Origin of the sequence: Rhodococcus sp. OK611 (genome assembly GCF_003050885.1) — a bacterium.
Classification (GTDB): Bacteria; Actinomycetota; Actinomycetes; order Mycobacteriales; family Mycobacteriaceae; genus Rhodococcus_G; species Rhodococcus_G oryzae.
Window position 1 is genome coordinate 1 of the sequence record NZ_QAOZ01000014.1, and the last position, 22,987, is coordinate 22,987.

The following is a 22,987-nucleotide window of genomic DNA, read 5'->3' on the forward strand; positions in this document are numbered from 1 at the left end:
CGTGAACCGGACGGCGTCGATCCCGCAAGAACAGGACGACAACAGACCGAGTCGAGGCAAGGAGAAGGGCATGCGTGATTTCACGGAGATCCGCGGTCGGCGACCCGAGCCGCAGCCTCCCCGCGACGAGGTCGTCCTCCGAGCGAGAGAGAACCTGATGCGCACCATCGAGACCGAGACCGCCCCGCAGCCACCCGCCGTCGAGGCCACTGATTCCCCCGCCCCGGTCGTTCGACTCGACCAGCGCCGGCGGCGAATGTGGCGGGTCGTGGCAGGCGTGGGTGCCGCCGCCTGCGTTGCTGTCGCCGCGTCGATATTCGTCGTCGGAGACGACGGACTGGGCGAGTCCGGGCAGGTGCAGGTCATTGAAGCCGGCCCGCAGTTCACCCTGCGGCAAGCGGCACTGGTTGCGGAGAAGTCGGAATTGGTCGGGGCCGGACCGATCCGGCACATGCGGTTCGTCAACCTCACCGACGAGGGCCAGCCGACATACGACGCCTACGTGCGTCCGGACGGAACCGCCCTCGTCGGCAAGGCCGGGGGCGACCTCCAAGAAACGTCCGGGTACCTGACGAGCGCGCAGTTGGCCGAGCTCCCCGCAGACCCCTACCAGCTGCGGACACGAATGTTGAGCCTGTCGAGCGAGCTCGGGCTTGGGTACCCCGGGGAGGCTCCGGATCGGGCGCTGTACCGGTTGGCGACCGAACTGCTGCCTGACCCGGAGGTCACCCCCGAGATCAAGGCGGGGATCTACCGGGTGCTGGCCGGGCTCGACCTCGAGGCGATCAGGGCACGTGATCTGGGTGTCGGCGCGGACCGGGCAGGGCGGCCCGGCGATGTCCTGGAGTTCACCTTCGAGGAGGGCTACGTAGACCGGCTGGTGATCGACCCCCAGACCGGAGCGTTGCTCAGCACCGAAACGGCGGACCGCGAAGGGCAGCCTGCCGGCGGTCAGGTCTACGTATCGGCCGAGATGGTCGACACGATGCCGCTGGCCTACGCCTGAGAATCCATCCGAGAGCTAGCCGTCGGCCAGCCGGAAGTCGGCGAAGTCGAATCCCGGTACGACCACGCAGCTGACCAGGATCGGTTCGTCACCGGCCGGGCGGGCTCGCTGCCAGTGCCGCGCCGGGACCAGGAGCTGCGGGGCCTGACCGGCAACGATGTCGGGGCCGAGGAGGTGTTCGGTGACCCGGCCGGGCCGGTCGCCGTCCCCGCCGAGGTCCAGCAGGAGCGGGCCGCCGCGGTGGTGCAGCCAGATCTCCTCGCTGCGCACCGTGTGCCACGCGGACTGTTGGCCCGGCATCAGCAGGAACAGGATTGCGGTCCCGGCTGCCCGGGCTCCGGGATAGTCGCCGGGCAGGGAGGTCGCCGGGACGGTGATGCCGCTGCGCCAGGTCTCCCGATACCAGCCGCCCTCGGGGTGTGGCGCGAGGTTCAGCTCGCGCGCCCAGTCGGGCAGCTCCGTCATGGCACCGATCATTGCAGCGCCTGCCGTTCCCGTCAGGCGGTCGACACGTTTCCCCCGGAGTTATATGCTTGCCGATAGGCAACTAAACGGGAGGGGTAACGATGGCGACGGTGCACTCGGAGGACGAGGTCACCCGCCTCAAGATCGCCCTCGGCCGGATCGCCCGGTTGGTCGACCGGCAGGTCTCGGGTGACGGCATGACCCGGACGCAGCTCTCCGTGCTCGGGACCGTCGGGCGACTGGGCCCGCTGCGGTTGGGCGCGCTGGCCGAGACCGAGGGGCTGAACCCGACCATGCTCTCGCGGGTGGTCGGCAAGCTCGAGTCCGACGGCCTGCTCGAGCGTTCGACGGACCCGGGGGACCGCCGGGTCGCGCAGGTGCAGGTCACCGAGGCCGGCGAGCGGATGCACCGCCGGCTGCGCGGCGAACGGACCCGACTGTTCACGGACGCGCTCTCTCGGCTGCCGGAGGAGCAGGAGCAGGCCCTTCGATCCGCCCTGCCCGCGCTCGAGTCGCTGGCCAGGGAGATCGCGCCGCAGCCCGCCGGATCCGGTTCGGGCACCGCCGCGCGCGGCCGGCCGTGACCACGCTCGCGGCGACCGCGCACCGGACCTTCGCGTCCCTCGCCACCCCGAACTTCCGCCGGTACTACGGCGGGCAGGCGGTGTCGATGGTCGGTACCTGGATGCAGGCCGTCGCGCAGGCGTGGTTGGTGCTCCAGCTGACCGGGTCTGGCACCGCGCTCGGCCTGGTGATCGCGCTGCAGACCCTGCCGGTGCTGCTGTTCGGCCCGTACGGCGGCGTCGTCGCCGACCGCCTGGACAAGCGCAGGCTGATGATCGGGCTGCAGTCGATGATGGGCGTGCTCGCGCTGGTGCTCGGGATTCTCACGGTGACCCAGACGGTGACGCTGTGGCAGGTGTACGTGCTCGCGTTCCTGCTCGGGGTGAACAACAGCTTCGAGAACCCCGCACGACAGGCATTCGTGCTGGAGATGGTCGGGCCCGAGAACCTGCGCAACGCGGTCAGCCTGAACTCGGTCCTGGTCAACGTGGCCCGCGCGGTCGGGCCCGCGATCGCAGGCATCATCATCGCGGCGGGCGGGCTCGGACTCTGCTTCCTCCTGAACGCGGTCAGCTTCGTCGCGGTGGTCGTGTCGCTGGTCACCCTCGACCTCGGCGCCCTGCGTCCCTCGCCGCCCGCGCACCGGGGGCCGGGTCAGCTGCGGGAGGGCCTGCGGTACGTGCGGCGCACCCCGGCACTGCTGGTCCCGCTGATGATGATGGCGCTGGTCGGCTGCCTGGCCTACGAGTTCCAGGTGGTGCTGCCGGTGCTCGCGCGGGACACCTTCGGGGGCGACGCCAGCGTCTACGGATTCATGACCGCCGCGATGGGATTCGGTGCGGTGGTCGGCGGGCTGTTCGTCGCCGCCCGCGGCAAGACCGGGATCCCCGCGCTGATCTCGGCGGCGACGTCGTTCGGGGTGCTGATCGCCGCGGCCGCCGTCGCCCCGACCTTCTGGCTCGAACTGGTGATCCTGGTGCTGGTCGGCGCCGCGAGCGTCGGATTTCTCTCCATCGGGAACAGCACCCTGCAGCTCGAGGCCGAACCCGGCATGCGCGGCCGGGTGATGGCCCTGTGGTCGGTGGCCTTCCTCGGGTCGACGCCGATCGGCGGGCCGATCGCGGGTGCCGTCGCCGAGCAGTTCGGCGGCCGCGTCGCGCTCGCGATGGGCGCGGCCGCCTGCCTGGTCGCCGCAGGCGCCGCCGCTCTCGTGGTGCGGCAACCCCGGCAGGCGGTGGTCGACGAGGTCGGTCAGCCCCGGCCGGTCAGCTGATCGGCGACCGCCCGCAGCGCCTCGAGGTCGGAGACCTCGAAAGGCAACGACGGCACGCCGACCACGGGCACCCGGGGATGCGCGCCCGTGAACCGGCCGAGCAGCCGCAGCTCCCGCTGCGCGGTGCGGGCCCGTTCGGCGTGGATCTTCAGGACCGCCGCCGTCAACGGGTGCTCGCCCCGTTCCTTCAGCTGATCGGCCGCGGCCGTCGCCCGATCCGCCGACAGGGAGCTCAGGGTCGGATGGGTCCGGTTGAGCACCAGCCCCGCCAGCGGCATCCCCTCGGTGGACAGCCGATCGACGAAGAACGACGCCTCTCGGAGCGCGTCCGGCTCGGCGGCCGCGATGACCAGGAAATGGGTGCCCTCCGCGCGGAGCAGTTGATAAGTGTGGTTGGCCCGCTCCCGGAACCCGCCGAACATCGACTCGAAAGACTGCACGAACGCCGATGCGTCGGACAGCATCTGGCTGCCGACGATGGTGTTCACCGCCTTGAGCGCCAGGCCCATCGCGCCGGTGACCAGGCGTCCGATCCCTCGGCCCGGAGCCGAGAGCATCCGGATCATCCGGCCGTCGAGGAACGCGCCGAGGCGTTGCGGGGCATCGAGGAAGTCGAGCGCGTTGCGCGAGGGCGGGGTGTCCACGACCACCAGATCCCACTCGTCGCTGGCGGCCAGCTGACCCAGCTTCTCCATGGCCATGTACTCCTGCGTGCCGGAGAAGGACGTGGCCACCGTTTGATAGAAGGGGTTGGCGAGGATCTGCTGCGCGGTGTCCGGGGCGGAGTGCTCGAGCACCATGTCGTCGAACGTGCGACGCATGTTCAGCATCATCGCGTGCAGCTCACCGGTGGCGCCAGGGGCCAGCTGCACCGGCTGCGGGGAGTTGTCGAGCTCGCGCACCCCCAGCGCCTGGGCGAGCCTGCGGGCGGGATCGATGGTGAGCACCACGACCCGGCGCCCCTCCTCGGCCGCGCGCAGCGCCATCGACGCGGCGGTGGTCGTCTTGCCGACGCCGCCCGCCCCGCAACACACCACGATCCGTGACGCGGGGTCGGTGAGGATCTCGTCGATGTCGAGAGTCGTGGTCATCGGACGCCCTGCTCGGCCAGCTGCTCGGCCAGCTCGTACAGCCCACCGAGGTCGATGCCGTCGGTCAGCGCCGTCAGATGCAGCCGCGCGACGTCCAACTCGTCGAGGGTGGCGGCGCTGTCGTCCTGGGCGCGCAACGTCGAGGCGTACTCGATGGTCTCGGTGAGCAGGCCCGCGAAGTCGGCTTCGGACAGCGAGATCCCGGCGGCGTCCAGCCCGGCCCGGACCGCGTCCGCGTCGATGGTGCCGTCGGCGGCCTGAGCCATCGCCTTGGTCGGCAGGTAGGCGGTGCCGCTGCGGTTGACGATCACCGTGCCCAGCCGAAGGTCGGCCGCCTCCAGCTCCTCGACCGCGTCGGTGGTCTCCTGCACGGGCAGGGCTTCGAGCAAGGTCACCAGGTGCACCATCGTCTCGTCGGAGTGCAGCAGCCGGACCACCCCCTCGGACTGCGAATACACCGGTCCGCCCTTGGCGAGGTCGGCCATCGCCTTCGTCACGTCGAGGAAGCTGCCGATCCGGCCGGTGGGTGGGGAGTCGACGACGACCTCGTCGTAGATCCGGGCGCCCGACTTGTCCGTGCGCACCACGCACTCCTTGATCTTGCCGGTGACCAGCACGTCCCGCAGGCCGGGCGCGATGGTGGTCGCGAACTCGATGGCGCCGAGCTTGCGCATGGCCCGACCGGCGAAGCCGAGGTTGTAGAACATGTCCAGGTACTCGAGGAACGCGTGCTCGATGTCGAGGGCGAGCGCATAGACCTCGCCGCCGTCGTCGGCCGTGGCGATCTTCGTTTCCTCGGGCGGCAGCGGGGGCACGTCGAAGAGCTGCGCGATGGACTGCCTGCCCTCGACCTCGACGAGCAGGACCCGTCGGCCGCCCGCGGCCAGCGCGAGCGCCAAAGCGGCCGCGACCGTGGACTTTCCGGTGCCGCCCTTCCCTGAGACGAAATGCAGGCGAGCTTTGTCCGCCTTGGCGGGCCACTCGTATACGGGTGCTGTCGCGGGTGCTGCCACCCCCCGAGCCTATAAGTCGCGGGAGCGCGGCGTCGGCCGACTAGGCTCAGCGGCATGAGCGAATTGACTACCTGGGAATATGCCACCGTTCCGCTGTTGACCCATGCGACCAAGCAGATCCTCGATCAGTGGGGTGGCGACGGCTGGGAACTGGTGTCGGTGCTGCCCGGCCCGACCGGCGAGCAGCACGTGGCCTACCTCAAGCGCCCGAAGGGCTGATCGAGCATGACCGACTGGACTGCAAGGCTCGCTGAGCTGCGGATCGAGCTGCCCGACGTGGCGGCACCGGTCGCGGCCTACGTTCCCGCGGTGCGGACCGGGAACCTCGTCTACACCTCCGGCCAGCTGCCCTTCATCGACGGTGAACTGCAGCAGGCAGGCAAGGTGGGCGGCGCGGTCTCCGTGGACACGGCGAAGGCCGCCGCCCGCACCTGCGCGCTCAACGCACTCGCCGCGATCGACGCGCTGGTCGGGCTCGACTCGGTGGTGCGCATCGTCAAGGTGGTCGGCTTCGTGGCCTCCGCGGAGGGGTTCACCGGGCAGCCCGGCGTCATCAACGGCGCCTCCGAGCTGTTCGGCGAGGTATTCGGCGACGCGGGTGTGCACGCCCGGTCCGCGGTCGGCGTGGCCGAGCTGCCGCTGAACGCGCCGGTCGAGGTCGAGGTCATCGCGGAAGTCCGCTAGCTGCGGTGCGCCCGCGCGCGATCGGCCCGACAATCGGTGGGCCAGCGCGCGGGCGTCGGCGCGAGTTTCAATCAGCATGTGGCCCAACGCCCGCGGCGCCGCCGGGGTCGTACAGTGAGCCCATGACCACGGCACATCCGGCGTACGCCCAGCTGCGCCAGGTCACCCCGATCGCGGCGGTGATGCTGGAGAACAACCCGGGCATGATGACGCTCGACGGCACCAATACCTGGATCCTGCGGGCGCCCGGCCGCGAGGAATGTGTGGTGATCGATCCGGGTGACGCCGACGAGGATCACCTGCTGCGGGTGGCGGCGGTCGGCCCGGTGGCGCTGACCCTGATCACCCACCGGCACGGGGACCACACCGGGGGCGCCGAGCGGTTCGCCGCGCTCACCGGCAGCCCGGTCCGTTCCGTCGACCCGCGGTTCCGCACGCACACCGACGCGGGCCTGCCGGACGGTGAGCTCATCGAAGAGGTCGGTCTCGCGATCCGGGTGCTGCGCACCCCAGGCCACACCAAGGACTCGACCTCGTTCGTGATCGAGGGAGAGGGGTCGGTGCTGACCGGCGACACCATCCTGGGCCGGGGCACCACCGTCCTGGACGCCTCCGACGGCGATCTCGGCGATTACCTGGCCTCGCTGCGCGCCCTCATCGACCTGGGCACGGGCCGCGCGGTGCTGCCCGGGCACGGTCCCGACCTGCCGGACCTGCAGACGGTGGCGAAGCAGTACCTGAGCCATCGCGAGGAGCGACTCGATCAGGTCCGCGCGGCGCTCGAGATCCTCGGCGCCGACGCAGGCCCACGCGCGGTGGTCGAGCACGTCTACTCCGACGTCGATCAGAGCCTGTGGCCGGTCGCCGAGCAGTCCGTGCGCGTGCAGTTGGAGTACCTGCGCCGCTGAGCCGGCCTCGGCGACCGTTGCGCATTCGGGCCACGTCGGTGACTGTGGACATCAGGCGCAGTCGAGACCGAGGAGCGCGGCGATGACCGACTACGGACGTCCACTGCAGTTCGGCATGTTCCCCACCCCGGATGCCGACCGGGTCGACGAGATCCTCGACCTCGTCGCGATGGCGGATGACGAGGGGCTCGATCTCGTCGGGATCCAGGACCATCCGTATCAGAAGCGGTTCCTGGACACCTGGTCCCTGATGGCCCTGGTGCTGGCGCGCACCACCCGGGTCCGGGTGTTCCCCGATGTGGCGTGCCTGCCACTGCGACCGCCCGCGGTGATGGCGAAGGCGGCTGCGAGCCTGGACGTGATCTCGGGCGGGCGGTTCGAGCTGGCGCTGGGGGCAGGTGCGTTCTGGCCGGCGATCGGGGGGATGGGCGGACCGGAACGCACGCCAGGCGAGGCCGCGGGCGCGTTGTCCGAGGCCGTCGACGTCATCCGGCTCATGTGGTCGGACCAGAAATCGGTGCGGTACGAGGGTGTTCACCACCGGCTCTCCGGTGCGCATCCGGGGCCGCGGCCCGCGCACGACATCGGGCTGTGGCTGGGGGTCGGGGGTCCGCGGATGCTCGGGGTGCTCGGACGCTCGGCCGACGGCTGGGTCCCGTCGGTCAGCTACTTCCCGCCGCCGGTGCTGCCCGGTCTGCACGCGCGCATCGACGAGTCCGCGAGGGCGGCCGGCCGTGACCCCGCGGCGATCCAGCGGATCTACAACGTGTTCGGCGCCATCACCGACGGACCGAGCAGCGGGTTCCTCAACGGGCCGGTCGAGCAATGGGTCGACGAGCTGACCGAGCTGGTGCTCGAGTCGGGCATGGACACCTTCGTGTTCGGCGCCGAGGACGATGACCCGCACCAGCACGAGAAGTGGGCGGTTGAGGTGGTTCCTGCGGTTCGCGAGGCGGTCGCCGGCCAGAGGGGGTGAAGCTATGTCGATATGTGCATAGCTTGCGAGGAAATTCGCATTTGTTCGGCATGGATTCCCCGCCAATCATGAATGCATGACCACACCCCGCGAAGCCTGGATTCGCAATTACGTGGACGGCAGCTTCGTCGACCCGGACCCGGAGCGCAGCTTCGAGAATCTCGACCCCGCCACTGGGCAGCTGGTGGCCCGAGTGCACGAGGCGGACATCGCTCTCGTCGACCGCGCCGTGCGATCGGCGCGGCGCGCGCTCGACAACGGGTGGGCTGATACGCCCGTGCGGGAGCGGGCGGCCCTGCTGCGCAGGGCGGCAGATCGGATCGAGGAGCGGTTCGAGGAGTTCGTCGCCGCGGAGATGGCCGACACCGGAAAACCGATCACGCAGGCCCGCGAGCTCGACGTGGCCCGCGCGCTGACCAACTTCCGCACCTTTGCGGACGTGGTCGCCGCGGCGGGGCAGGAGTCGTTCCTCACCGACCTCGGCGGCGGGCGGCAGGCGTTGAACTACGCGGTGCGCAAGCCCTTGGGTGTGGTCGCGGTGATCGTGCCGTGGAACCTGCCGCTGCTGCTACTGACCTGGAAGGTGGCGCCCGCACTGGCCTGCGGGAACGCCGTTGTCGTCAAGCCGAGCGAGGAGACGCCCTCCACCGCGACGCTGCTCGCGGAGGTCTTGGAGGAGGTTGGGCTGCCTGCGGGTGTCTACAACGTGGTGCACGGATTCGGTGGGAACTCGGCCGGGGAATTCCTCACAGATCATCCGGACATCGACGGGGTCACCTTCACCGGCTCCTCGGCGACCGGATCCCATGTGATGAAGACGGTCGCGCCGCGAGTCCGTCCCGTCTCCTTCGAACTCGGCGGCAAGAATGCCGCGGTGGTGTTCGACGATGTCGACATCGACGAGGCCCTCACCGGCCTGACCCGCTCGGTGTTCGCGAACACCGGGCAGGTGTGCCTGTGTACCGAACGGGTGTACGTGCAGCGCAACATCTTCGACGACATCGCGGCCGGGTTGGTCGAGCGCGCCGAGGGACTTCGGCTCGGCGCGCCAACCGACGCCACGACCACCACCGGGCCACTGATCTCCCAGGCGCACCGCGAGAAGGTCCGAAGCTACTTCGAGATCGCAGAACAGGCCGGGGCCAAGGTGCTCACCGGCGGCGGGATCCCCGACCTGGGCGCCGACCTCGCAGGCGGCTCCTGGATCGAGCCGACCCTCTGGACCGGCCTGACGAACGCCGATCGTGCAGTGCGAGAGGAGATATTCGGCCCGGTTGCGGCGCTGATCCCGTTCGACACCGAGCAGGAGGCGATCTCGCTCGCCAACGACACCGAGTACGGACTCGCCGCGGCGGTCTGGACGAACGACCTGCGCCGCGGGCACCGCGTCGCGCAGCAGATGCGTGTCGGGATCTCCTGGGTGAACACCTGGTTCACGCGCGAGCTCCGCTCGCCGTTCGGTGGCGCGGGCCTCTCCGGGATCGGCCGGGAGGGCGGCGAATCATCACTCCACTTCTACACCGAACCCACGAATGTGTGTGTGCAACTGTGACTGTGACATCGGGATCGACCACGGCTCTCGATGCGGCCGCAGAGCGGCTCATCGCCGCCAGGGCGTCGCTGGTGCCTGCCGCGCCGGTGCGGGAGTTCCTGGGCGAGAGCGACCTCGACGCCGCCTACGAGGTCCAGCGTCGGGTCGTCGCCGCCGAGGTGGGTCGCGGGGCACGCGTGGTCGGCGCGAAGATCGGGCTCACGGCGCCGGCGGTGCAGAAGCAGTTCGGTGTCTTCCGGCCGGACTTCGGCGTGCTGCTCGACGACATGATGTACGGCCACACCGAGCCCGTGCCCGCCGCCCGGTTCCTGCAGCCGCGGGCCGAGGGCGAGATCGCGTTCGTGCTCGGCCGGGACCTCGATCGGCCGGGAGCGACCGTCGCCGACGTCCTGCGCGCGACCGACTTCGTCCTGCCCGCCATCGAGATCGTCGACTCGCGGATCGCCGACTGGGACCTGGCGATCACCGACACGGTCGCAGACAACGCGTCGAGCGGAGCCGTCGTCCTGGGGACCACCCCGTACTCGCTGACCGGGCTGGATCTGTCACGGGTCGGGATGACACTGGAACGGGACGGCGAGCAGGTGTCCTTCGGTGCGGGTCACGCCTGCCTCGGCTCCCCGGTCGTGGCCGTCGCCTGGTTGGCCAGGGAGCTCGTCACACGTGAGCAGCCGTTGCGGGCAGGCGACATCGTCATGTCCGGTGCACTGGGTCCCATGGTTCCGATCACCGAGGCCGGCAGCTTCCGGCTTCGGCTCGATGGGCTGGGCGAGGTCGACGCCGTGATCGAGTCGGCATTGGTAGGACGTGAGAAGTGAAGGAGCTCAACATGATCAAAATCGACGGGCTCGCGGATCGCCTGGATCTCGCCCAGCGGACCGTGACCGACACGCCCAGCCTCGCGGACAGCCATGAGGTCGACATCGACGATGCCTACCGGATCCAGAACGCCCTGGTCGGCCGCCGGATGGGCCGAGGGGAATCCATCGTCGGGGTGAAGCTCGGGTTCACGAGCAAGGCCAAGATGGCCCAGATGGGTGTGTCCGACGTGATCGTCGGGCAGCTCACCGACGCCATGCGGATCGAGGACGGCGGCGACGTGGACCTGGCCCGGTTCATCCACCCGAAGATCGAGCCGGAGATCGCGTACCGGCTCGCCCGCGACGTGGACCCGGGCGATCCGGCCGTGGACATCGTCTCCTGCGTGGACGCGGTGGCGCCTGCGATGGAGATCATCGACTCCCGCTACCGGGACTTCCGATTCACGTACACCGACGTGGTTGCCGACAACACCTCGGCCGCCGGCTATGTGGTCGGGCAGTGGCAGCGGATGCAGGATGTCGACAACCGAGCGGTTCGGCTGGAGGTGGGTAGCCAGGCCATGGTCGGATCCACCTCGGCGATCCTCGGCAATCCGGTGCGCGCGCTGCACGCGCTGGTGGACATGGCGCGTCGTCGGGCGATCCCGCTGCGGGCGGGGCAGGTGGTGCTCGCGGGTGCGGCCACCGCGGCCGTCACGCTGACCGCTGAGGTCGCGCAGTGCCACATCGCCGGGCTAGGCCGCGTCAGCGTGAGGGGAGTGAAATGAGCGAAGCAAAGGTGATCGGGCGGCTGGCCACGCCACGGGGCCGGTTCCCGCACGTCAAGGTCGCCGGGGATTTCGTGTACGTCTCGGGAACCAGTTCGCGACGGCCGGACAACACGTTCGTCGGCGTCGCGGTCGACGAGATGGGTACCACCTCGCTCGACATCCGCGCCCAGACGCGCGCGGTCATCGAGAACATGCGCGCCATCCTCGCCGAGGTCGGCGCCGAGCTCTCCGACCTTGTCCAGGTCACCTCGTACCTGGTGTCGATGAACGACTTCGGCGGCTACAACGAGGTGTACGCCGAGATGTTCGACGAAGCAGGTCCCACCCGCACCACCGTCGCGGTACACCAGCTCCCGCACCCCCACCTGTTGATCGAGATGCAGGGCGTCGCGTACCGACCCGTCGCCCGCTCGCAGAACCGAACCGCCACATCGGAGGCCACGTCATGACCCGAGTCCCGCCGACCATCAACTTCCAGAAGTGGATCGCCGACAACGAGCATCTGCTCAAGCCCCCGGTGAACAACCAGACCATGGCCCTCGGCAGCGACTTCATCGTCCAGGTGGTCGGTGGGCCGAACCAGCGCACCGATTACCACCTGGATCCGTACGAGGAGTGGTTCTACCAGCTCGAGGGTGATATCCACGTCAATGTCATGACGGAGAACGGCCCCGAGACCGTGCACATCCGTGAGGGCGAGACCTGGCTGCTGCCCGGCAACCTGCCTCATTCGCCGCAGCGTCCGACCGCGGGCTCGATCGGCCTGGTCATCGAGCGCGTGCGCGAGGAGGGCACGCTCGAGAAGTTCCAGTGGTACTGCATCGACTGCGACGCACTGATCCACGAGGTCGAACTCCAGGTCCGTGACATCGTCGCCGACCTGCCTCCGGTGTTCACCCAGTTCTACGAGAGTGTCGAAGCCCGCACCTGTGGGAACTGCGGAACCCTCCATCCGGGCAAGGGGTGAGAGGTGAGCGGAATGATCGACGTCCACACCCACTACGTGCCGAACGGCTGGCCCGACCTGACGGCGGTGGCGGGTCCGGAGGCGCCATGGCTGCGGATCGAGTCCGAGTCCGAGGCGATGATCATGATGGGCACGAAGGAGTTCCGCCGGATCCAGGCGGACTGCTGGGATGCCGAGATCCGGCTGCGGGACATGGACGCGGACGGTGTCCGTACCCAGGTGGTCTCGCCGACCCCGGCATTCTTCAACTACGGCCGGACCGGCGAGCAGGGCGAGCGGATCGCACGGATCTTCAACGACCTGGCGCTGGAGATCGTCGCGCCTGCCGCGGATCGGCTGATCCCGTTCTGTCAGGTTCCGTTGCAGGACACCGATGCCGCGTGCCGCGAGCTCGAGCGGTGCGTCGCCAACGGACATCGGGGCGTCGAGATCGGCAACCACGTCGGCGACCTGGACCTCGACAGCGAGGGCGTGGTCACCTTCCTGCAGCACTGCGCCTCACTGGGGGTGCCGGTGTTCGTGCACCCGTGGGACATGGCGAACTCCCCTCGGTTGGATCGGTGGATGGCGCAGTGGCTCACCGCGATGCCTGCCGAGACCCACCTCTCGATACTGGCGTTGATACTCGGCGGCGTGTTCGACCGGATCGACGAGAGTCTGAAGATCGGATTCGCGCATGGCGGTGGATCTTTCGCCTTCTGGCTGGGGAGGATGGAGAACGCCTGGCACGGGCGCAACGACGTGATCGGAACGTCCGAATTCCCGCCGTCGCACTACCTCGGGCGCTTCTATGTCGACTCCGTGGTCTTCGACGAACGGGCGCTGCGGCTGCTGGTCGACACGGTCGGTGTCGAGCGGGTGATGGTCGGCAGCGACTACCCCTATCCGCTCGGGGAACGTCCGGTCGGAGAGGTGGTGCGCAAGAGTGAGTTCCTCGATGATGCTGCACGGCAACTCATTTCCCGCGGCAATGCCGAGCGGTTCCTGGGGCTGAGCTGACCGGCCGGTGGGCGGGCCTGCAGGCTGTGCGGTACCGATCCTGTTATATCGAAATAGGTATGGCAGATCAGCAAATCGGCATTTGTGTGTCATGGCTCACAGGGTGAGACTGTGATCGTCACCGCTTCCCGCCCTCGGTCCCTCGATGAGCGGAACTTCGACTCGCGCGGCTATCGCAATCACATTCGCTGTCTCCCAACATGATAGGTCCCACGATGAACGAGAACCCGGAACACCGTCCCGGCCCTGCCGCGGCGGCTCGCAGCCGGGTGGCCATGGCCACCCTCGCGGGCACGACGCTCGAGTGGTACGACTTCTTCCTCTACGGCACCGCAGCAGCGCTCATCTTCAACAAGCAGTTCTTCCCCAGCCTGAGCCCGACGGTGGGCACCCTCGCCGCGTTCAGCACCTTCGCGGTCGGCTTCATCGCGCGGCCCCTTGGCGGCCTGGTGTTCGGGCACTTCGGTGACCGCATCGGTCGCAAGGCGACACTGGTCGTATCGCTGGTGATGATGGGCGTCGGATCCACGCTCATCGGTCTCATCCCCAACTACGACTCGATCGGCTTCTGGGCCCCGGTCCTGCTGGTCGCGATGCGGATCGTGCAGGGCATCGGTCTCGGCGGCGAGGGCGCGGGCGCCACCCTGATGTCGATGGAGCATGCGCCCGAGGGCAAGAAGAACCTCTATGCCGGGTTCCCGCAGATGGGCACCCCAGCCGGACTCGTGCTCGCCAACGCCATCTTCCTGACGACGAACGCGGTGCTGTCGGATGAGGCCTTCGAGTCGTGGGGCTGGCGCATCCCGTTCCTGCTGAGTTTCGTGCTGGTCGCGATCGGCCTCGTGATCAGGCTGCGGGTGACCGAATCTCCCTCGTTCGCAGGCATTCTCGAGAAGGGCGACGTGGTCCGCTTCCCACTGAAGGAGTCGCTCAAGGTCGGGTTCCCCCGGCTTTCGCTGACCCTGCTCGCGGTGGTGGCCAACTCCGCGGTCGCGTACGCCTTCATGGTGTTCACGCTCTCCTATGGCACCCAGCACCTGGGATATGACAAGCAGTTCCTGGTGCTCAGCGTGACCGCCGCCGCCGTGTTGTGGTTCGCGACGATCCCGGTGTGGACGACGGTCGCGGACCGCTACGGCAGGCGGACGATGTTCATCGCGGGGTCGGCGGCCATCCTGCTGTGGTGCATCGCGTTCTTCCCGTTGCTCAACACCGAGAACTCGGTGCTCGCGGTGATCGCCTTCCTCGGGATGGGCCTGATCATTCCCGTCACGCACTGCGTGCAGGGCAGCATCATCGCGGACACCTTCCCGGCCCGGGTGCGCTACTCCGGATCGTCGCTCATCCTGCAGACCGCGGCCATCCTCGGTGGTGGGCTCGCGCCGATGATCTCGACGGCGCTGCTGAATGCGACCGGTTCCTCGGTCGGTGTCACCTGGTACCTGGTGGTCATCTGCTCGATCAGTCTGGCCGGTGCGATCGCGCTGTTCCGGCTCGTCCCGTCGAGCTCGAGGGGGCCGGAGTTCCCGGCCGCTGCGGAGCGCGCACACGTGTAGGCCGCATCCGTCCAGGCGCATTCGACGAGCCGCTCACCCGACGGGTGGGCGGCTCGTCGCTGTTCGGTGTCGGGGGAGCGGCTCACCGATCTGTCGGTGCGATCTCCGCCGCGATGCGGCGCAGGTTGCCGACGAGCGCCTCGGCCGAAGGGCTGAGGGTGCGTCCGGGAGAGAGTGTGATCCCGACGCGGTGCCCGATCGGATCCAGCGTCACCGGGAGGGTGGTGAGCCGAGCGTCGTCGCGCGGGATCAGGCTCGGCAGCACCGCGATCATGTCGGTCTCGATGAGCAGTTGGCGGACGGTGAGAAACGAGGTTGCCTCGACCCGGTTCTCGGGCAACGGCATACCGTTCCTGGCGAAGAACTCCTCGAGTTCGCGGCGCAGCGAGGTCTCGACACCCGGCAGGATCCAGGGGTAGTCGGCCAGGTCCGCGAGGGTCAGGCCGTCGAGCTCGGCCAGTGGGTGGTGTGCGCGGGTGACCAGTTCCACCGATTCCTCGTAGAGGGTGTCGCGGATGGCGGACTGGTCGGTGGGGGAGGTGAGCCGGCCCACGATCAGGTCGACACGGCCGGCCTCGAGCTCGACGAGCAGCGTCTCCGGGGTTCCCTCGCGCACGATCACCGTGAGCAGCGGTCGTTCCACCTTCAGGCGCGCGATGGCTCCCGGGAGCAGGACGTTCGATCCGGCGAGGTGGGTGCCGACCACCACGGTCCCGCGATCGGCGTCGGCCAGCTCGACCACATGCCTGCCGGCCTGGGTCAGCTGTGCGATGACGGCCCTCGCGTGCGAGGTGAAGGCCTCGCCGAAGATCGTCGGCGTGATGCCGCGCGGCCCGCGCTCGTACAGCTCCACGCCGAGAATCGACTCGAGGTCGTGCAGGCTGCGGGTGGCCACGGGCTGGGTCACGTGGAGTGCGGCGGCCGCGCCGACCACACTGCCCTGCCGGGTCAGCGCGTCGACAAGCACCAGGTGCCGGAGCTTGAGGCGGCCATCGAGGAGTCGGGGCGTGTCCATGTCGCCGAGCCTATCGGGATTCGACCCGCGGAAATAGCTGAAACTGATAGTTCATGGTCCTCGCTATACCTGTTTTGCTATACCCGCCTATCCCGCAGGTGAGCGCTGCTCCGCGAGTCCGTTGATCAAGCCGACGAGGGCGCGATTGAGCGCCGTCGTGGAGTCGGCCAGATCGAGAAAGATGTCGTAGTGGTTGCGATCGGAAACCACGAGCAGGTCGCAGGGTGAGTGCTCCGCCCAGGCGTCGTGGAACCGGTGGGTCTGCATGAGGAACCCGGCGCCGTCGTGTTCCGCAACGGCGATCACGGCCGCAGGTCCGGGTCCGTCCGCATGGAGCAATGGGCTCAACCCGTGCGCCCGCTCGATGTCTAGTTCGAGCCACTCGTTCGCGAACGAGTCGACGAGCGGGCGGAGGTCGAACAGTCCGCTGATCGGCATGGCGCCACGCACGACGGTCTCGGGCAGGCCGAGCTCACGCTGCCAGCCCGAGACCATGACGGCGCCGGTGAGGTGCCCTCCGGCGGAACTGCCGCCGACGACGATGCGATCGGGGTCGAGCCCATGGCCGGCGCCGTGGTGGTAGACCCATGCGACCGCCGCTCGGACCTGGCGAACGATTTCCTCGAGCGTCGTCTCCGGCGCGAGACCGTAGTCGACAGTGACTGTGGCGATCCCCTCCGAGTCTAGGGCGCGCGCCATGAAGGCCGTGTGGTGTCGGGAAAGGGCGCGCCAGTACCCGCCGTGGATGGCGATGAATACCGGCCGGGGGTCGTCGGAGATTCCCCAGACGTCCAGTTTTTGTTGGCTGTGCGGGTCGTAGTAGATGTCGGTGAATCCGCGCAGGCCCTGTACCGCGCTCTCGGATCGGGCGAGGTATTCGCCGATGATCTCGTCGAAAAGCTCTGGCGACACGGTGTTTCGGACGTTGTACTCGACGTCGGTCTGCGGATCGGACATCGGATGCTCGGTCTGGATACCTCCGTTGCGGCGGATCTCCACCCTCGACCTGCTTCCCATCGCTGTGACCCTCCCTGTCGAACCCGGCAAGGTCAATACTGCGGTCCCGGTCTCATGCCTGTCGAATGCAAAGCTTGCTCGCTGCCATGCCAGTTTGGCTATAGGAGTTGGGGTCAACGCAAAATCGGCCACCCCGGGGATCCGGGATGGCCGATTCGTGCGTGTGGGGGAGTTACCGGGCCCGTCGGGCCAGACGCTCCGAGTCGGAGATCAGCACGCTCTTGCCCTCGAGCCGCAGCCAGCCGCGGTGCGCGAAGTCGGCGAGCGCCTTGTTCACGGTCTCGCGGGAGGCGCCGACCAGCTGGGCGATCTCTTCCTGGGTGAGGTCGTGCGTCACGCGCAGCGACCCGGCCTCCTGGGTGCCGAAGCGCTGGGCGAGCTGCAGCAGCGCCTTGGCGACACGGCCGGGGACGTCGGTGAAGATCAGGTCAGCGAGGTTGTTGTTGGTGCGGCGCAGGCGACGGGCCAGCACGCGCAGCAGCTGCTCCGCGATCTCGGGGCGCTGATCGATCCACGACTTGAGGGCATCGCGGTCCATCTGCACCGCGCGGACCTCGGTGACCGTGGTGGCGGTGGAGGTACGCGGACCCGGGTCGAAGATCGAGAGCTCGCCGAACATGTCGGACGGGCCCATGATCGTGAGCAGGTTCTCGCGACCGTCGGGGGAGCGGCGTCCGAGCTTGATCTTGCCGGACACGATGATGTACAGCCGGTCGCCGGGCTCGCCCTCGTTGAAGATCACGTGCCCGCGCGGGAAGTCGACAGGCTGCAGCTGCTTGACCAGCGCGGCCACCGCCGACGGCTCGACTCCCTGGAAGATTCCGGCTCTGGCCAGGATCTCGTCCACGTGTGCTCCTTCTTCGGGTCGTTGGGGGACGCCATCGTGTGGTCTCCCCCGACGTGATCGACGCACGATCGCGTCGACCCATCGTTGAGTACTCGCTGGAAGTCTATCGTCCCGACGTCGAAGACTAGTGACCGACGCCACGCGCCGCACGCCGAACGGGGCCCGACACTCCGAAAAGGTCAGCTCGCGCGCTGCTCCGGCGCCTGCGATTCGTCCTCGTCCTCATCCTCGGCGCCGCGCTTGCGGCGGAGGTGGAACCGGGCGAGCGCGCGCGGCAGCCCCTCGTTGGCGAGGGTGGCGACGTCGGCATGACTCGCCTTGTCCAGGAACTCCTGGACCTCCTGCTCACGCACGGTCAGTCGGCGCAGCCGGAACTCCACCCGCTCCATTGCCAGTGCAAAAAGAATGAGCAGCACTGGGAAGAGCACCACAGCCAGTCCTTGCATACCGGGTAGTAAACACGGCGTTTGTCTCAGAAGCGAAACGATGTCCAGTTCCGTTTGGCACCGTCCGTAGAGTTGGTCCGGTGTCCACCACCGCATCGCAGACCCCGGGCCCGCGTGGGGCGGCGCCGACCTCGCGACCGGCAAAGGAGGAGACCCGCCTCGGCCTCGTGCGCCGGGCGCGGCGGATGTACCGCACGCTGACCGTGGCGTTCCCGCACGTCTACTGCGAGCTCGACTTCACCACCCCGCTCGAGCTGTCGGTGGCGACGATTCTGTCCGCGCAGTGCACTGACGTGCGGGTTAACCAGGTGACGCCCGCGCTCTTCGCCCGATACCGGACCGCCCGCGACTACGCCGAGGCGGATCGAACGGAGCTGGAGGAGTACATCCGGAGCACCGGCTTCTACCGGAACAAGACTAACTCGATCATCGGTCTCGGGCAGGCGCTGCTCGAGCGATACGACGGCGAGGTCCCTGGCGACCTGAAGAATCTGGTGACGCTGCCGGGCTTCGGCAGGAAGACGGCCAACGTGGTCCTCGGGAACGCGTTCGGTGTGCCGGGGATCACCGTCGACACCCACTTCGGCAGGCTTGTCCGGCGGTGGGGCTGGACGCAGGAGGAGGACCCGGTGAAGGTCGAGCACGCGATCGGCGAGCTCATCCCGCGCAAGGAGTGGACCGACCTCTCGCACCGGGTGATCTTCCACGGCCGCCGGGTCTGCCACGCGAAGAAGCCGGCATGTGGGGTGTGCCTGCTGGCCAAGGACTGTCCCTCCTACGGCATCGGGACCACCGACCCGGTGGCCGCTGCGGCCCTGGTGAAGGGCCCCGAAACCGAACATCTGCTCGAGCTGGCGGGTCGGTGAGCTGACCGTGCGATTGTCGAACACCGGCCGGTGGAGCCTGGCCGCACTCGTCGTCGTGGTGGCCCTGATCGTCGCGATCTGGCCGCGGGGCGACTCGGACGAGACCGGATCGCGCGGCTATGCGGACTCCATCGGCAACTCCACCGTCGCGCCGCAGGAGCGGGCCCCCGGCGACACGCCCGAGGCGCTGGCAGGCGTGCGCGCCGAGGCCGCGCTGAGTGCCTGCCCCACTCCCACACCCGGCGCTGTCCCGGCCGGACCGCTGGCCGGGATCAGGCTCGAGTGCCTCTCCGACGGTGGCAGGATCGACGTCGGTGCCGCGCTGGCGGGCAAGCCCGCGTTGGTCAACCTCTGGGCCTACTGGTGTGGGCCCTGCGCCAGGGAATTGCCGGCCCTGCAGGAGTACGCGGACCGCGCCGGGGACGCCGTCACCGTGCTGACCGTCCACCAGGACCCCAAGGAAGGGAACGCGTTGTCCGCGCTGACCGAATACGGCGTGCACCTGCCGGGCGTACAGGACGGCACGGGCAAGATCGCCGCGGCCGTCGGGGCGCCGAACGTGCTGCCCGTGACCGTGATGGTCCGGGCCGACGGCACCGTCGCAGGGGTACTGCCGGTGCCGTTCGATAGTGCAGACCAGATCGCCGCGGCGGTGCACGAGAAGCTGGGCGTGAGCGCGTGAGCGAGACCAACCACCTGCCGCCGGAATGGCTGCGCCGGGTCTCGACGCTGCCGCCGTCGGACACCAATTCCGTCAACCCCGTGCTGCTGCGGCGGGCGCCGAGCGGAGTGCAGGCGCGCGAGGCTGCGGTGCTGGTGCTCTTCGGTGGTTCCCCCGAGGCCGATCCCATCGCCGTCGGTGGCCTACCCGAGGACGCCGACCTGCTGCTGCTCCAACGCGCCTCCACCCTCCGGCAGCACGGCGGCCAGATCGCCTTTCCCGGCGGCGCCAGTGATCCGGAGGACGACGGACCCGTCGGGACCGCGCTGCGGGAGGCGGAGGAGGAGACCGGGCTCGACCCGGCCGGGGTGCGCACCCTCGCGGTACTGCCGGGGATCTTCGTCCCGCCCTCGGGCTTCGACGTGACGCCGGTGATCGGGTACTGGGATCGCCCCACCCCGGTCCGTGCGGTGGACCTCGCCGAGACCGAGCGGGTTGCCCGGGTGCCGATGCGCACCCTGCTCGACCCGGACAACCGCTTCCAGGTCCGGCACCGGCTCGGATACCAGGGCCCGGCGTTCCTGGTCGACGACATGCTCGTGTGGGGCTTCACCGCGGGCGTGCTGGCCGGGCTCATCGCGATCTCCGGCTGGGAGATCGAATGGGACCGCTCCGACATCCGCGACCTCGAGGTCGCGCTGGCAGAGGTGGAGGCGGGGATCGTGGAGGTACACGAGCGATGACCGGTTCAGCCTGGATCGACCTCGCGATCCTCGCGATCGCCGTTCTCGCGGCCACGTCGGGATGGCGGCACGGGGCGGTCGCGTCCGCGCTCGCGTTCTTCGGCGTCGTGCTCGGTGCGGTCGCGGGGATCCTGATCGCGCCGCACGTGCTGGTGCACGTCGACGAGGGGCGGATGCGCGTGCTCGCGGGCATCACCCTGATCGTCGTGCTGGTGGTCATCGGCGAGGTCGCGGGCATGGTGCTCGGCCGCGCCGCCCGCGGCGGCATGCACAGCCCGGTCGCGCGGTCGGTGGACAGCGTCATCGGTGCCGGCCTGCAGTTGACCGCCGTCCTGGTCGCCGCGTGGCTGCTGGCCATCCCGCTGACCGCGTCCTCGCAACCGGAGGTCGCGAGCGCGGTGCGCGGGTCGCGGGTTCTGACGCAGGTCGACGAGTACGCCCCGAGTTGGATGCGCAGGCTGCCGGACGAGTTCTCGGCGCTGCTGGACACCTCCGGGCTGCCCGACGTGATCGGGCCGTTCGGCCGCACCCCGATCGCCGTCGTCGAGGCGCCCGACCCCGGCGTGCTGCGTAGTCCGGTCGCGCAGCGGCTGCAGACCAGCGTGCTCCGGGTGCGCGGGGTGGCGCCGAGCTGCCAGCGCGCGCTCGAGGGGTCCGGTTTCGTGGTGGCCCCGGAGCGGGTCATGACCAACGCGCACGTCGTGGCGGGGACGACCGGGGTCTCGGTGGACACCGCGGACGGGCCGCTGGACGCCGAGGTGGTGCTCTTCGATCCGGCCGTCGACGTCGCGGTGCTGGCGGTGCCCGGCCTGCGCGCCCCGGTGCTGCCGTTCGCTCCGGGGGCGGCCGCGAGCGGGGACAGCGCGATCGTCCTCGGCTACCCGGGCGGCGGTCCGTACACGGCCAGCGCGGCCAGGGTGCGGGAGACCCTGGATCTGACCGGCCCCGACATCTACCGCGCCGCCGAGGTCGAGCGCGAGGTGTACACGGTGCGCGGCTCGATCCGTCAGGGCAATTCCGGGGGACCGTTGGTCGACGAGCAGGGTCAGGTGCTCGGCGTCGTGTTCGGCGCGGCAGTGGACAACAGCGACACCGGCTTCGTGCTCACCGCCGAGGAGGTCTCGCGCCAGCTGGCGGGGGCCTCCGCGGCGAGCAGCGCCGTCAACACGGGTGGCTGCATCCTCTAGGCGGCTTCGCCGCCCGTGAGTCCTTCTGGCCCCTGTGCGGGCCAGAAGGACTCACGGGCGCGTCAGCGCTTCAGGAACTCCGTCAGCGCGGCGGTCACCTCGGCCGGTCGTTCCTGGTGGGCGAAGTGGCCGGCGCCCGCGATGGTGTGCAGGCTCCGACCCGGTGCCCACCTGGTGTCGCGGCGCAACGCGGCTGCCAGCACGTACGGGTCCTGGTCCCCGTGGATCTGCAGCACCGGGATGGTCATCACCTGGTTCATCGCCTTCATGAACCGGCGGCCGTCGGGCCGCCACTGGCTGCGGAACGCCCAGCGCTGGTACTCCAGCGAGCAGTGCGCGGCGCCCGGGATCTGGATCGCGGACCTGGCCCGCTCGACGACCTCGGCGAACTCCTCGGTCTGCGGCCATTCCGGACCGGATCGGCCGCGCAGCAGCCTCTCGACCTCGGCGCCGTCCTCGCGGGTCAACGCCCGCTCCGGCCGCCACGGCAGCTGGCAGCGCAGGAACGCAGGCAGGAAGGCGGACCGCTGGGCCCGGTCGGCCAGCACCGATCGCTTGAGCGCGATCGGATGCGGCGAGCTGACGAGGGCGATCGAGCGCACCAGCCGTGGATGCAGCACCGCCGTCGCCCAGCACACCAGGCCTCCGTCGGCGTGGCCGACGAGCGTGGCCTCGGTGTGGCCGAGGGCGCGGATCAGACCGGCAACGTCACCGGCCAGGGTCCAGCCGTCGTAGCCGCGCGGCGGCTTGTCACTGTCCCCGTAGCCGCGCAGATCCAACGCGACCGCGCGGTAGCCGGCGTCCGCGAGGGCCGTCAACTGATGTCGCCAGGACCACCAGAAGTCGGCGAAGCCGTGCAGCAGGACGACCAGCGGTGCACCGGGGTCGGACGGGCCCGCCTCGACCGCGTGGAAGCGGATGCCGTTGGCGTGCACGTCGCGGTGCTGCCACGGGCCGTCGAATCGGACTGTGGAGGGATCCGGGTAGGTCACGGGAGGGGTGATGCTCTCGGTTCGACGCCGGGGCTACGGCGCGGTCCGGCGGGCGTACTCGCCGGGCGTGTAGTCGCCGTGCTTGTAGCTCGACTCCGCGGCGTTCGGCAGCACCGTCGCGGCCTGCCGGAGCGAGTCGATGGTCTTCTCCGGGGCACGCAGCTTGCGCACCCGCAGGTAGCCGAACAGCGCCAGCACCGCTGTGGTCACCACCATCAGCAGGAACACGATGAGGAACGCGAGCCAGCGCGGCGTCCAGACGGCGAGGGTCTCGGCGAGGAAGAAGAAAAAGAAGAAGGAGCTGAACAGCAGGACGGTGAGCGCGAGGAGGAAGAACAGCGAGCCCTGCAGGCCCTTCTTGACCTCGCTGGTCACCTCGGCCTTGGCGAGCGCCACCTCGGCGCGGACCAGGGTGGAGACCTGCGTGGTCGCGTCTTTGACCAGGTTCCCGATGCTGGCGGTACCGGGGGCGTGCGCATCGACGTCGGTGAGCGGGATCGACGTGATGGTGTTGGGCACCCCGTCCCCGGTCAGCCGGTCGTATCTGTCGCCGTTGCGGTCACTGATG

At 69.4% G+C, this 22,987-nt stretch carries 27 protein-coding genes; 18 read left to right on the forward strand and 9 right to left on the reverse strand.

Annotated features, from left to right (window positions below):
* Window positions 1-70 precede the first annotated feature (70 nt).
* A complete protein-coding gene (locus C8K38_RS18045; protein ID WP_146179118.1) occupies window positions 71-1,006 on the forward strand; it encodes a hypothetical protein in 936 nt (311 codons plus the stop codon).
* Between the two features lie 15 nt (window positions 1,007-1,021).
* Here the strand turns inward: C8K38_RS18045 and C8K38_RS18050 are convergent, their stop codons facing one another.
* Entirely contained in the window at window positions 1,022-1,471 is a 450-nt protein-coding gene (locus C8K38_RS18050; RefSeq protein WP_097212966.1) for a cupin domain-containing protein, read from the reverse strand.
* A gap of 101 nt (window positions 1,472-1,572) precedes the next feature.
* On the opposite strand from C8K38_RS18050, the gene C8K38_RS18055 reads away from it, so the two are divergent.
* A complete protein-coding gene (locus tag C8K38_RS18055; RefSeq protein WP_179800621.1) occupies window positions 1,573-2,055 on the forward strand; it encodes a MarR family winged helix-turn-helix transcriptional regulator in 483 nt (160 codons plus the stop codon).
* Complete coding sequence (locus C8K38_RS18060; RefSeq protein ID WP_097212812.1) at window positions 2,052-3,308, forward strand: MFS transporter; 1,257 nt, start codon at window positions 2,052-2,054, stop codon at window positions 3,306-3,308. Before C8K38_RS18055 ends, C8K38_RS18060 begins: the two co-directional genes overlap by 4 nt.
* Here C8K38_RS18060 and C8K38_RS18065 read toward each other — a convergent pair.
* Entirely contained in the window at window positions 3,287-4,399 is a 1,113-nt protein-coding gene (locus tag C8K38_RS18065; protein ID WP_097212813.1) for an ArsA family ATPase, read from the reverse strand. The genes C8K38_RS18060 and C8K38_RS18065 overlap by 22 nt on opposite strands.
* Window positions 4,396-5,412, reverse strand: coding sequence for an ArsA family ATPase (locus tag C8K38_RS18070; RefSeq protein ID WP_097212814.1), 1,017 nt, complete (start codon window positions 5,410-5,412; stop codon window positions 4,396-4,398). Before C8K38_RS18070 ends, C8K38_RS18065 begins: the two co-directional genes overlap by 4 nt.
* Before the next feature lie 54 nt (window positions 5,413-5,466).
* Here C8K38_RS18070 and C8K38_RS18075 point away from each other — a divergent pair, with 54 nt between their 5' ends.
* The 11 genes from C8K38_RS18075 (at window position 5,467) to C8K38_RS18125 (ending at window position 14,645) form a co-directional block, all read left to right on the forward strand.
* Window positions 5,467-5,631, forward strand: a complete 165-nt coding sequence (locus C8K38_RS18075; protein ID WP_072750449.1) for a DUF4177 domain-containing protein — start codon at window positions 5,467-5,469, stop codon at window positions 5,629-5,631.
* A gap of 6 nt (window positions 5,632-5,637) precedes the next feature.
* Window positions 5,638-6,096, forward strand: a complete 459-nt coding sequence (locus C8K38_RS18080) for a RidA family protein (RefSeq protein ID WP_097212815.1) — start codon at window positions 5,638-5,640, stop codon at window positions 6,094-6,096.
* Window positions 6,097-6,218: 122 nt separating this feature from the next.
* Window positions 6,219-7,004: an MBL fold metallo-hydrolase gene (locus tag C8K38_RS18085; protein WP_097212816.1), complete on the forward strand. Its 786-nt coding sequence runs from the start codon at window positions 6,219-6,221 to the stop codon at window positions 7,002-7,004.
* An 82-nt stretch (window positions 7,005-7,086) separates the two neighbouring features.
* Window positions 7,087-7,980 (forward strand): LLM class flavin-dependent oxidoreductase, encoded by an 894-nt coding sequence (locus C8K38_RS18090; RefSeq protein WP_097212817.1) that lies wholly within the window; start codon window positions 7,087-7,089, stop codon window positions 7,978-7,980.
* Between the two features lie 76 nt (window positions 7,981-8,056).
* Window positions 8,057-9,532, forward strand: coding sequence for a 2-hydroxymuconic semialdehyde dehydrogenase (locus C8K38_RS18095; protein WP_097212818.1), 1,476 nt, complete (start codon window positions 8,057-8,059; stop codon window positions 9,530-9,532).
* A gap of 2 nt (window positions 9,533-9,534) precedes the next feature.
* Window positions 9,535-10,350 (forward strand): 2-keto-4-pentenoate hydratase, encoded by an 816-nt coding sequence (locus C8K38_RS18100; RefSeq protein ID WP_257017569.1) that lies wholly within the window; start codon window positions 9,535-9,537, stop codon window positions 10,348-10,350.
* Between the two features lie 11 nt (window positions 10,351-10,361).
* Window positions 10,362-11,120, forward strand: a complete 759-nt coding sequence (locus C8K38_RS18105; protein WP_097212968.1) for a 2-keto-4-pentenoate hydratase — start codon at window positions 10,362-10,364, stop codon at window positions 11,118-11,120.
* Window positions 11,117-11,572 carry a RidA family protein gene (locus C8K38_RS18110; protein ID WP_097212819.1) on the forward strand — a complete coding sequence of 152 codons (456 nt, stop codon included), beginning with the start codon at window positions 11,117-11,119 and terminating at the stop codon, window positions 11,570-11,572. Before C8K38_RS18105 ends, C8K38_RS18110 begins: the two co-directional genes overlap by 4 nt.
* On the forward strand, window positions 11,569-12,090 hold the full coding sequence (locus C8K38_RS18115; RefSeq protein WP_097212820.1) for a 3-hydroxyanthranilate 3,4-dioxygenase: 522 nt from the start codon (window positions 11,569-11,571) through the stop codon (window positions 12,088-12,090). The genes C8K38_RS18110 and C8K38_RS18115 overlap by 4 nt, the downstream gene beginning before the upstream one ends.
* Before the next feature lie 3 nt (window positions 12,091-12,093).
* Entirely contained in the window at window positions 12,094-13,089 is a 996-nt protein-coding gene (locus tag C8K38_RS18120) for an amidohydrolase family protein (RefSeq protein WP_097212821.1), read from the forward strand.
* A 215-nt stretch (window positions 13,090-13,304) separates the two neighbouring features.
* The gene (locus C8K38_RS18125) at window positions 13,305-14,645 is read left to right on the forward strand and encodes an MFS transporter (RefSeq protein WP_097212822.1); all 1,341 of its coding nucleotides are present in this window, start codon (window positions 13,305-13,307) and stop codon (window positions 14,643-14,645) included.
* A gap of 82 nt (window positions 14,646-14,727) precedes the next feature.
* Here C8K38_RS18125 and C8K38_RS18130 read toward each other — a convergent pair whose 3' ends face one another.
* The 4 genes from C8K38_RS18130 to C8K38_RS18145 all read right to left on the reverse strand — a co-directional run bounded on the left by C8K38_RS18130 (window position 14,728) and on the right by C8K38_RS18145 (window position 17,970).
* A complete protein-coding gene (locus C8K38_RS18130; protein WP_097212823.1) occupies window positions 14,728-15,660 on the reverse strand; it encodes a LysR substrate-binding domain-containing protein in 933 nt (310 codons plus the stop codon).
* Between the two features lie 87 nt (window positions 15,661-15,747).
* Entirely contained in the window at window positions 15,748-16,677 is a 930-nt protein-coding gene (locus C8K38_RS18135; protein ID WP_245221063.1) for an alpha/beta hydrolase, read from the reverse strand.
* A gap of 172 nt (window positions 16,678-16,849) precedes the next feature.
* The gene (locus C8K38_RS18140; RefSeq protein ID WP_077043064.1) at window positions 16,850-17,524 is read right to left on the reverse strand and encodes a Crp/Fnr family transcriptional regulator; all 675 of its coding nucleotides are present in this window, start codon (window positions 17,522-17,524) and stop codon (window positions 16,850-16,852) included.
* Window positions 17,525-17,703: 179 nt separating this feature from the next.
* Window positions 17,704-17,970 carry a hypothetical protein gene (locus C8K38_RS18145; protein ID WP_097212824.1) on the reverse strand — a complete coding sequence of 89 codons (267 nt, stop codon included), beginning with the start codon at window positions 17,968-17,970 and terminating at the stop codon, window positions 17,704-17,706.
* Between the two features lie 185 nt (window positions 17,971-18,155).
* Here C8K38_RS18145 and nth point away from each other — a divergent pair, with 185 nt between their 5' ends.
* Genes nth through C8K38_RS18165 form a run of 4 tightly spaced genes read left to right on the forward strand, consistent with a single transcriptional unit; the run spans window position 18,156 to window position 21,427 of the window.
* The gene (gene nth / locus C8K38_RS18150) at window positions 18,156-18,836 is read left to right on the forward strand and encodes an endonuclease III (protein ID WP_097212970.1); all 681 of its coding nucleotides are present in this window, start codon (window positions 18,156-18,158) and stop codon (window positions 18,834-18,836) included.
* 7 nt (window positions 18,837-18,843) lie between these two features.
* The gene (locus tag C8K38_RS18155; RefSeq protein WP_097212825.1) at window positions 18,844-19,518 is read left to right on the forward strand and encodes a TlpA family protein disulfide reductase; all 675 of its coding nucleotides are present in this window, start codon (window positions 18,844-18,846) and stop codon (window positions 19,516-19,518) included.
* A gap of 14 nt (window positions 19,519-19,532) precedes the next feature.
* Entirely contained in the window at window positions 19,533-20,240 is a 708-nt protein-coding gene (locus tag C8K38_RS18160) for an NUDIX hydrolase (protein ID WP_097212972.1), read from the forward strand.
* Window positions 20,237-21,427, forward strand: a complete 1,191-nt coding sequence (locus C8K38_RS18165; RefSeq protein WP_097212826.1) for a MarP family serine protease — start codon at window positions 20,237-20,239, stop codon at window positions 21,425-21,427. Before C8K38_RS18160 ends, C8K38_RS18165 begins: the two co-directional genes overlap by 4 nt.
* Before the next feature lie 62 nt (window positions 21,428-21,489).
* Here C8K38_RS18165 and C8K38_RS18170 read toward each other — a convergent pair whose 3' ends face one another.
* Both C8K38_RS18170 and C8K38_RS18175 read right to left on the reverse strand, forming a co-directional pair.
* Entirely contained in the window at window positions 21,490-22,419 is a 930-nt protein-coding gene (locus tag C8K38_RS18170) for an alpha/beta fold hydrolase (RefSeq protein ID WP_097212827.1), read from the reverse strand.
* A gap of 33 nt (window positions 22,420-22,452) precedes the next feature.
* Window positions 22,453-22,986: a phage holin family protein gene (locus C8K38_RS18175; RefSeq protein WP_077043945.1), complete on the reverse strand. Its 534-nt coding sequence runs from the start codon at window positions 22,984-22,986 to the stop codon at window positions 22,453-22,455.
* Window position 22,987 lies beyond the last annotated feature (1 nt).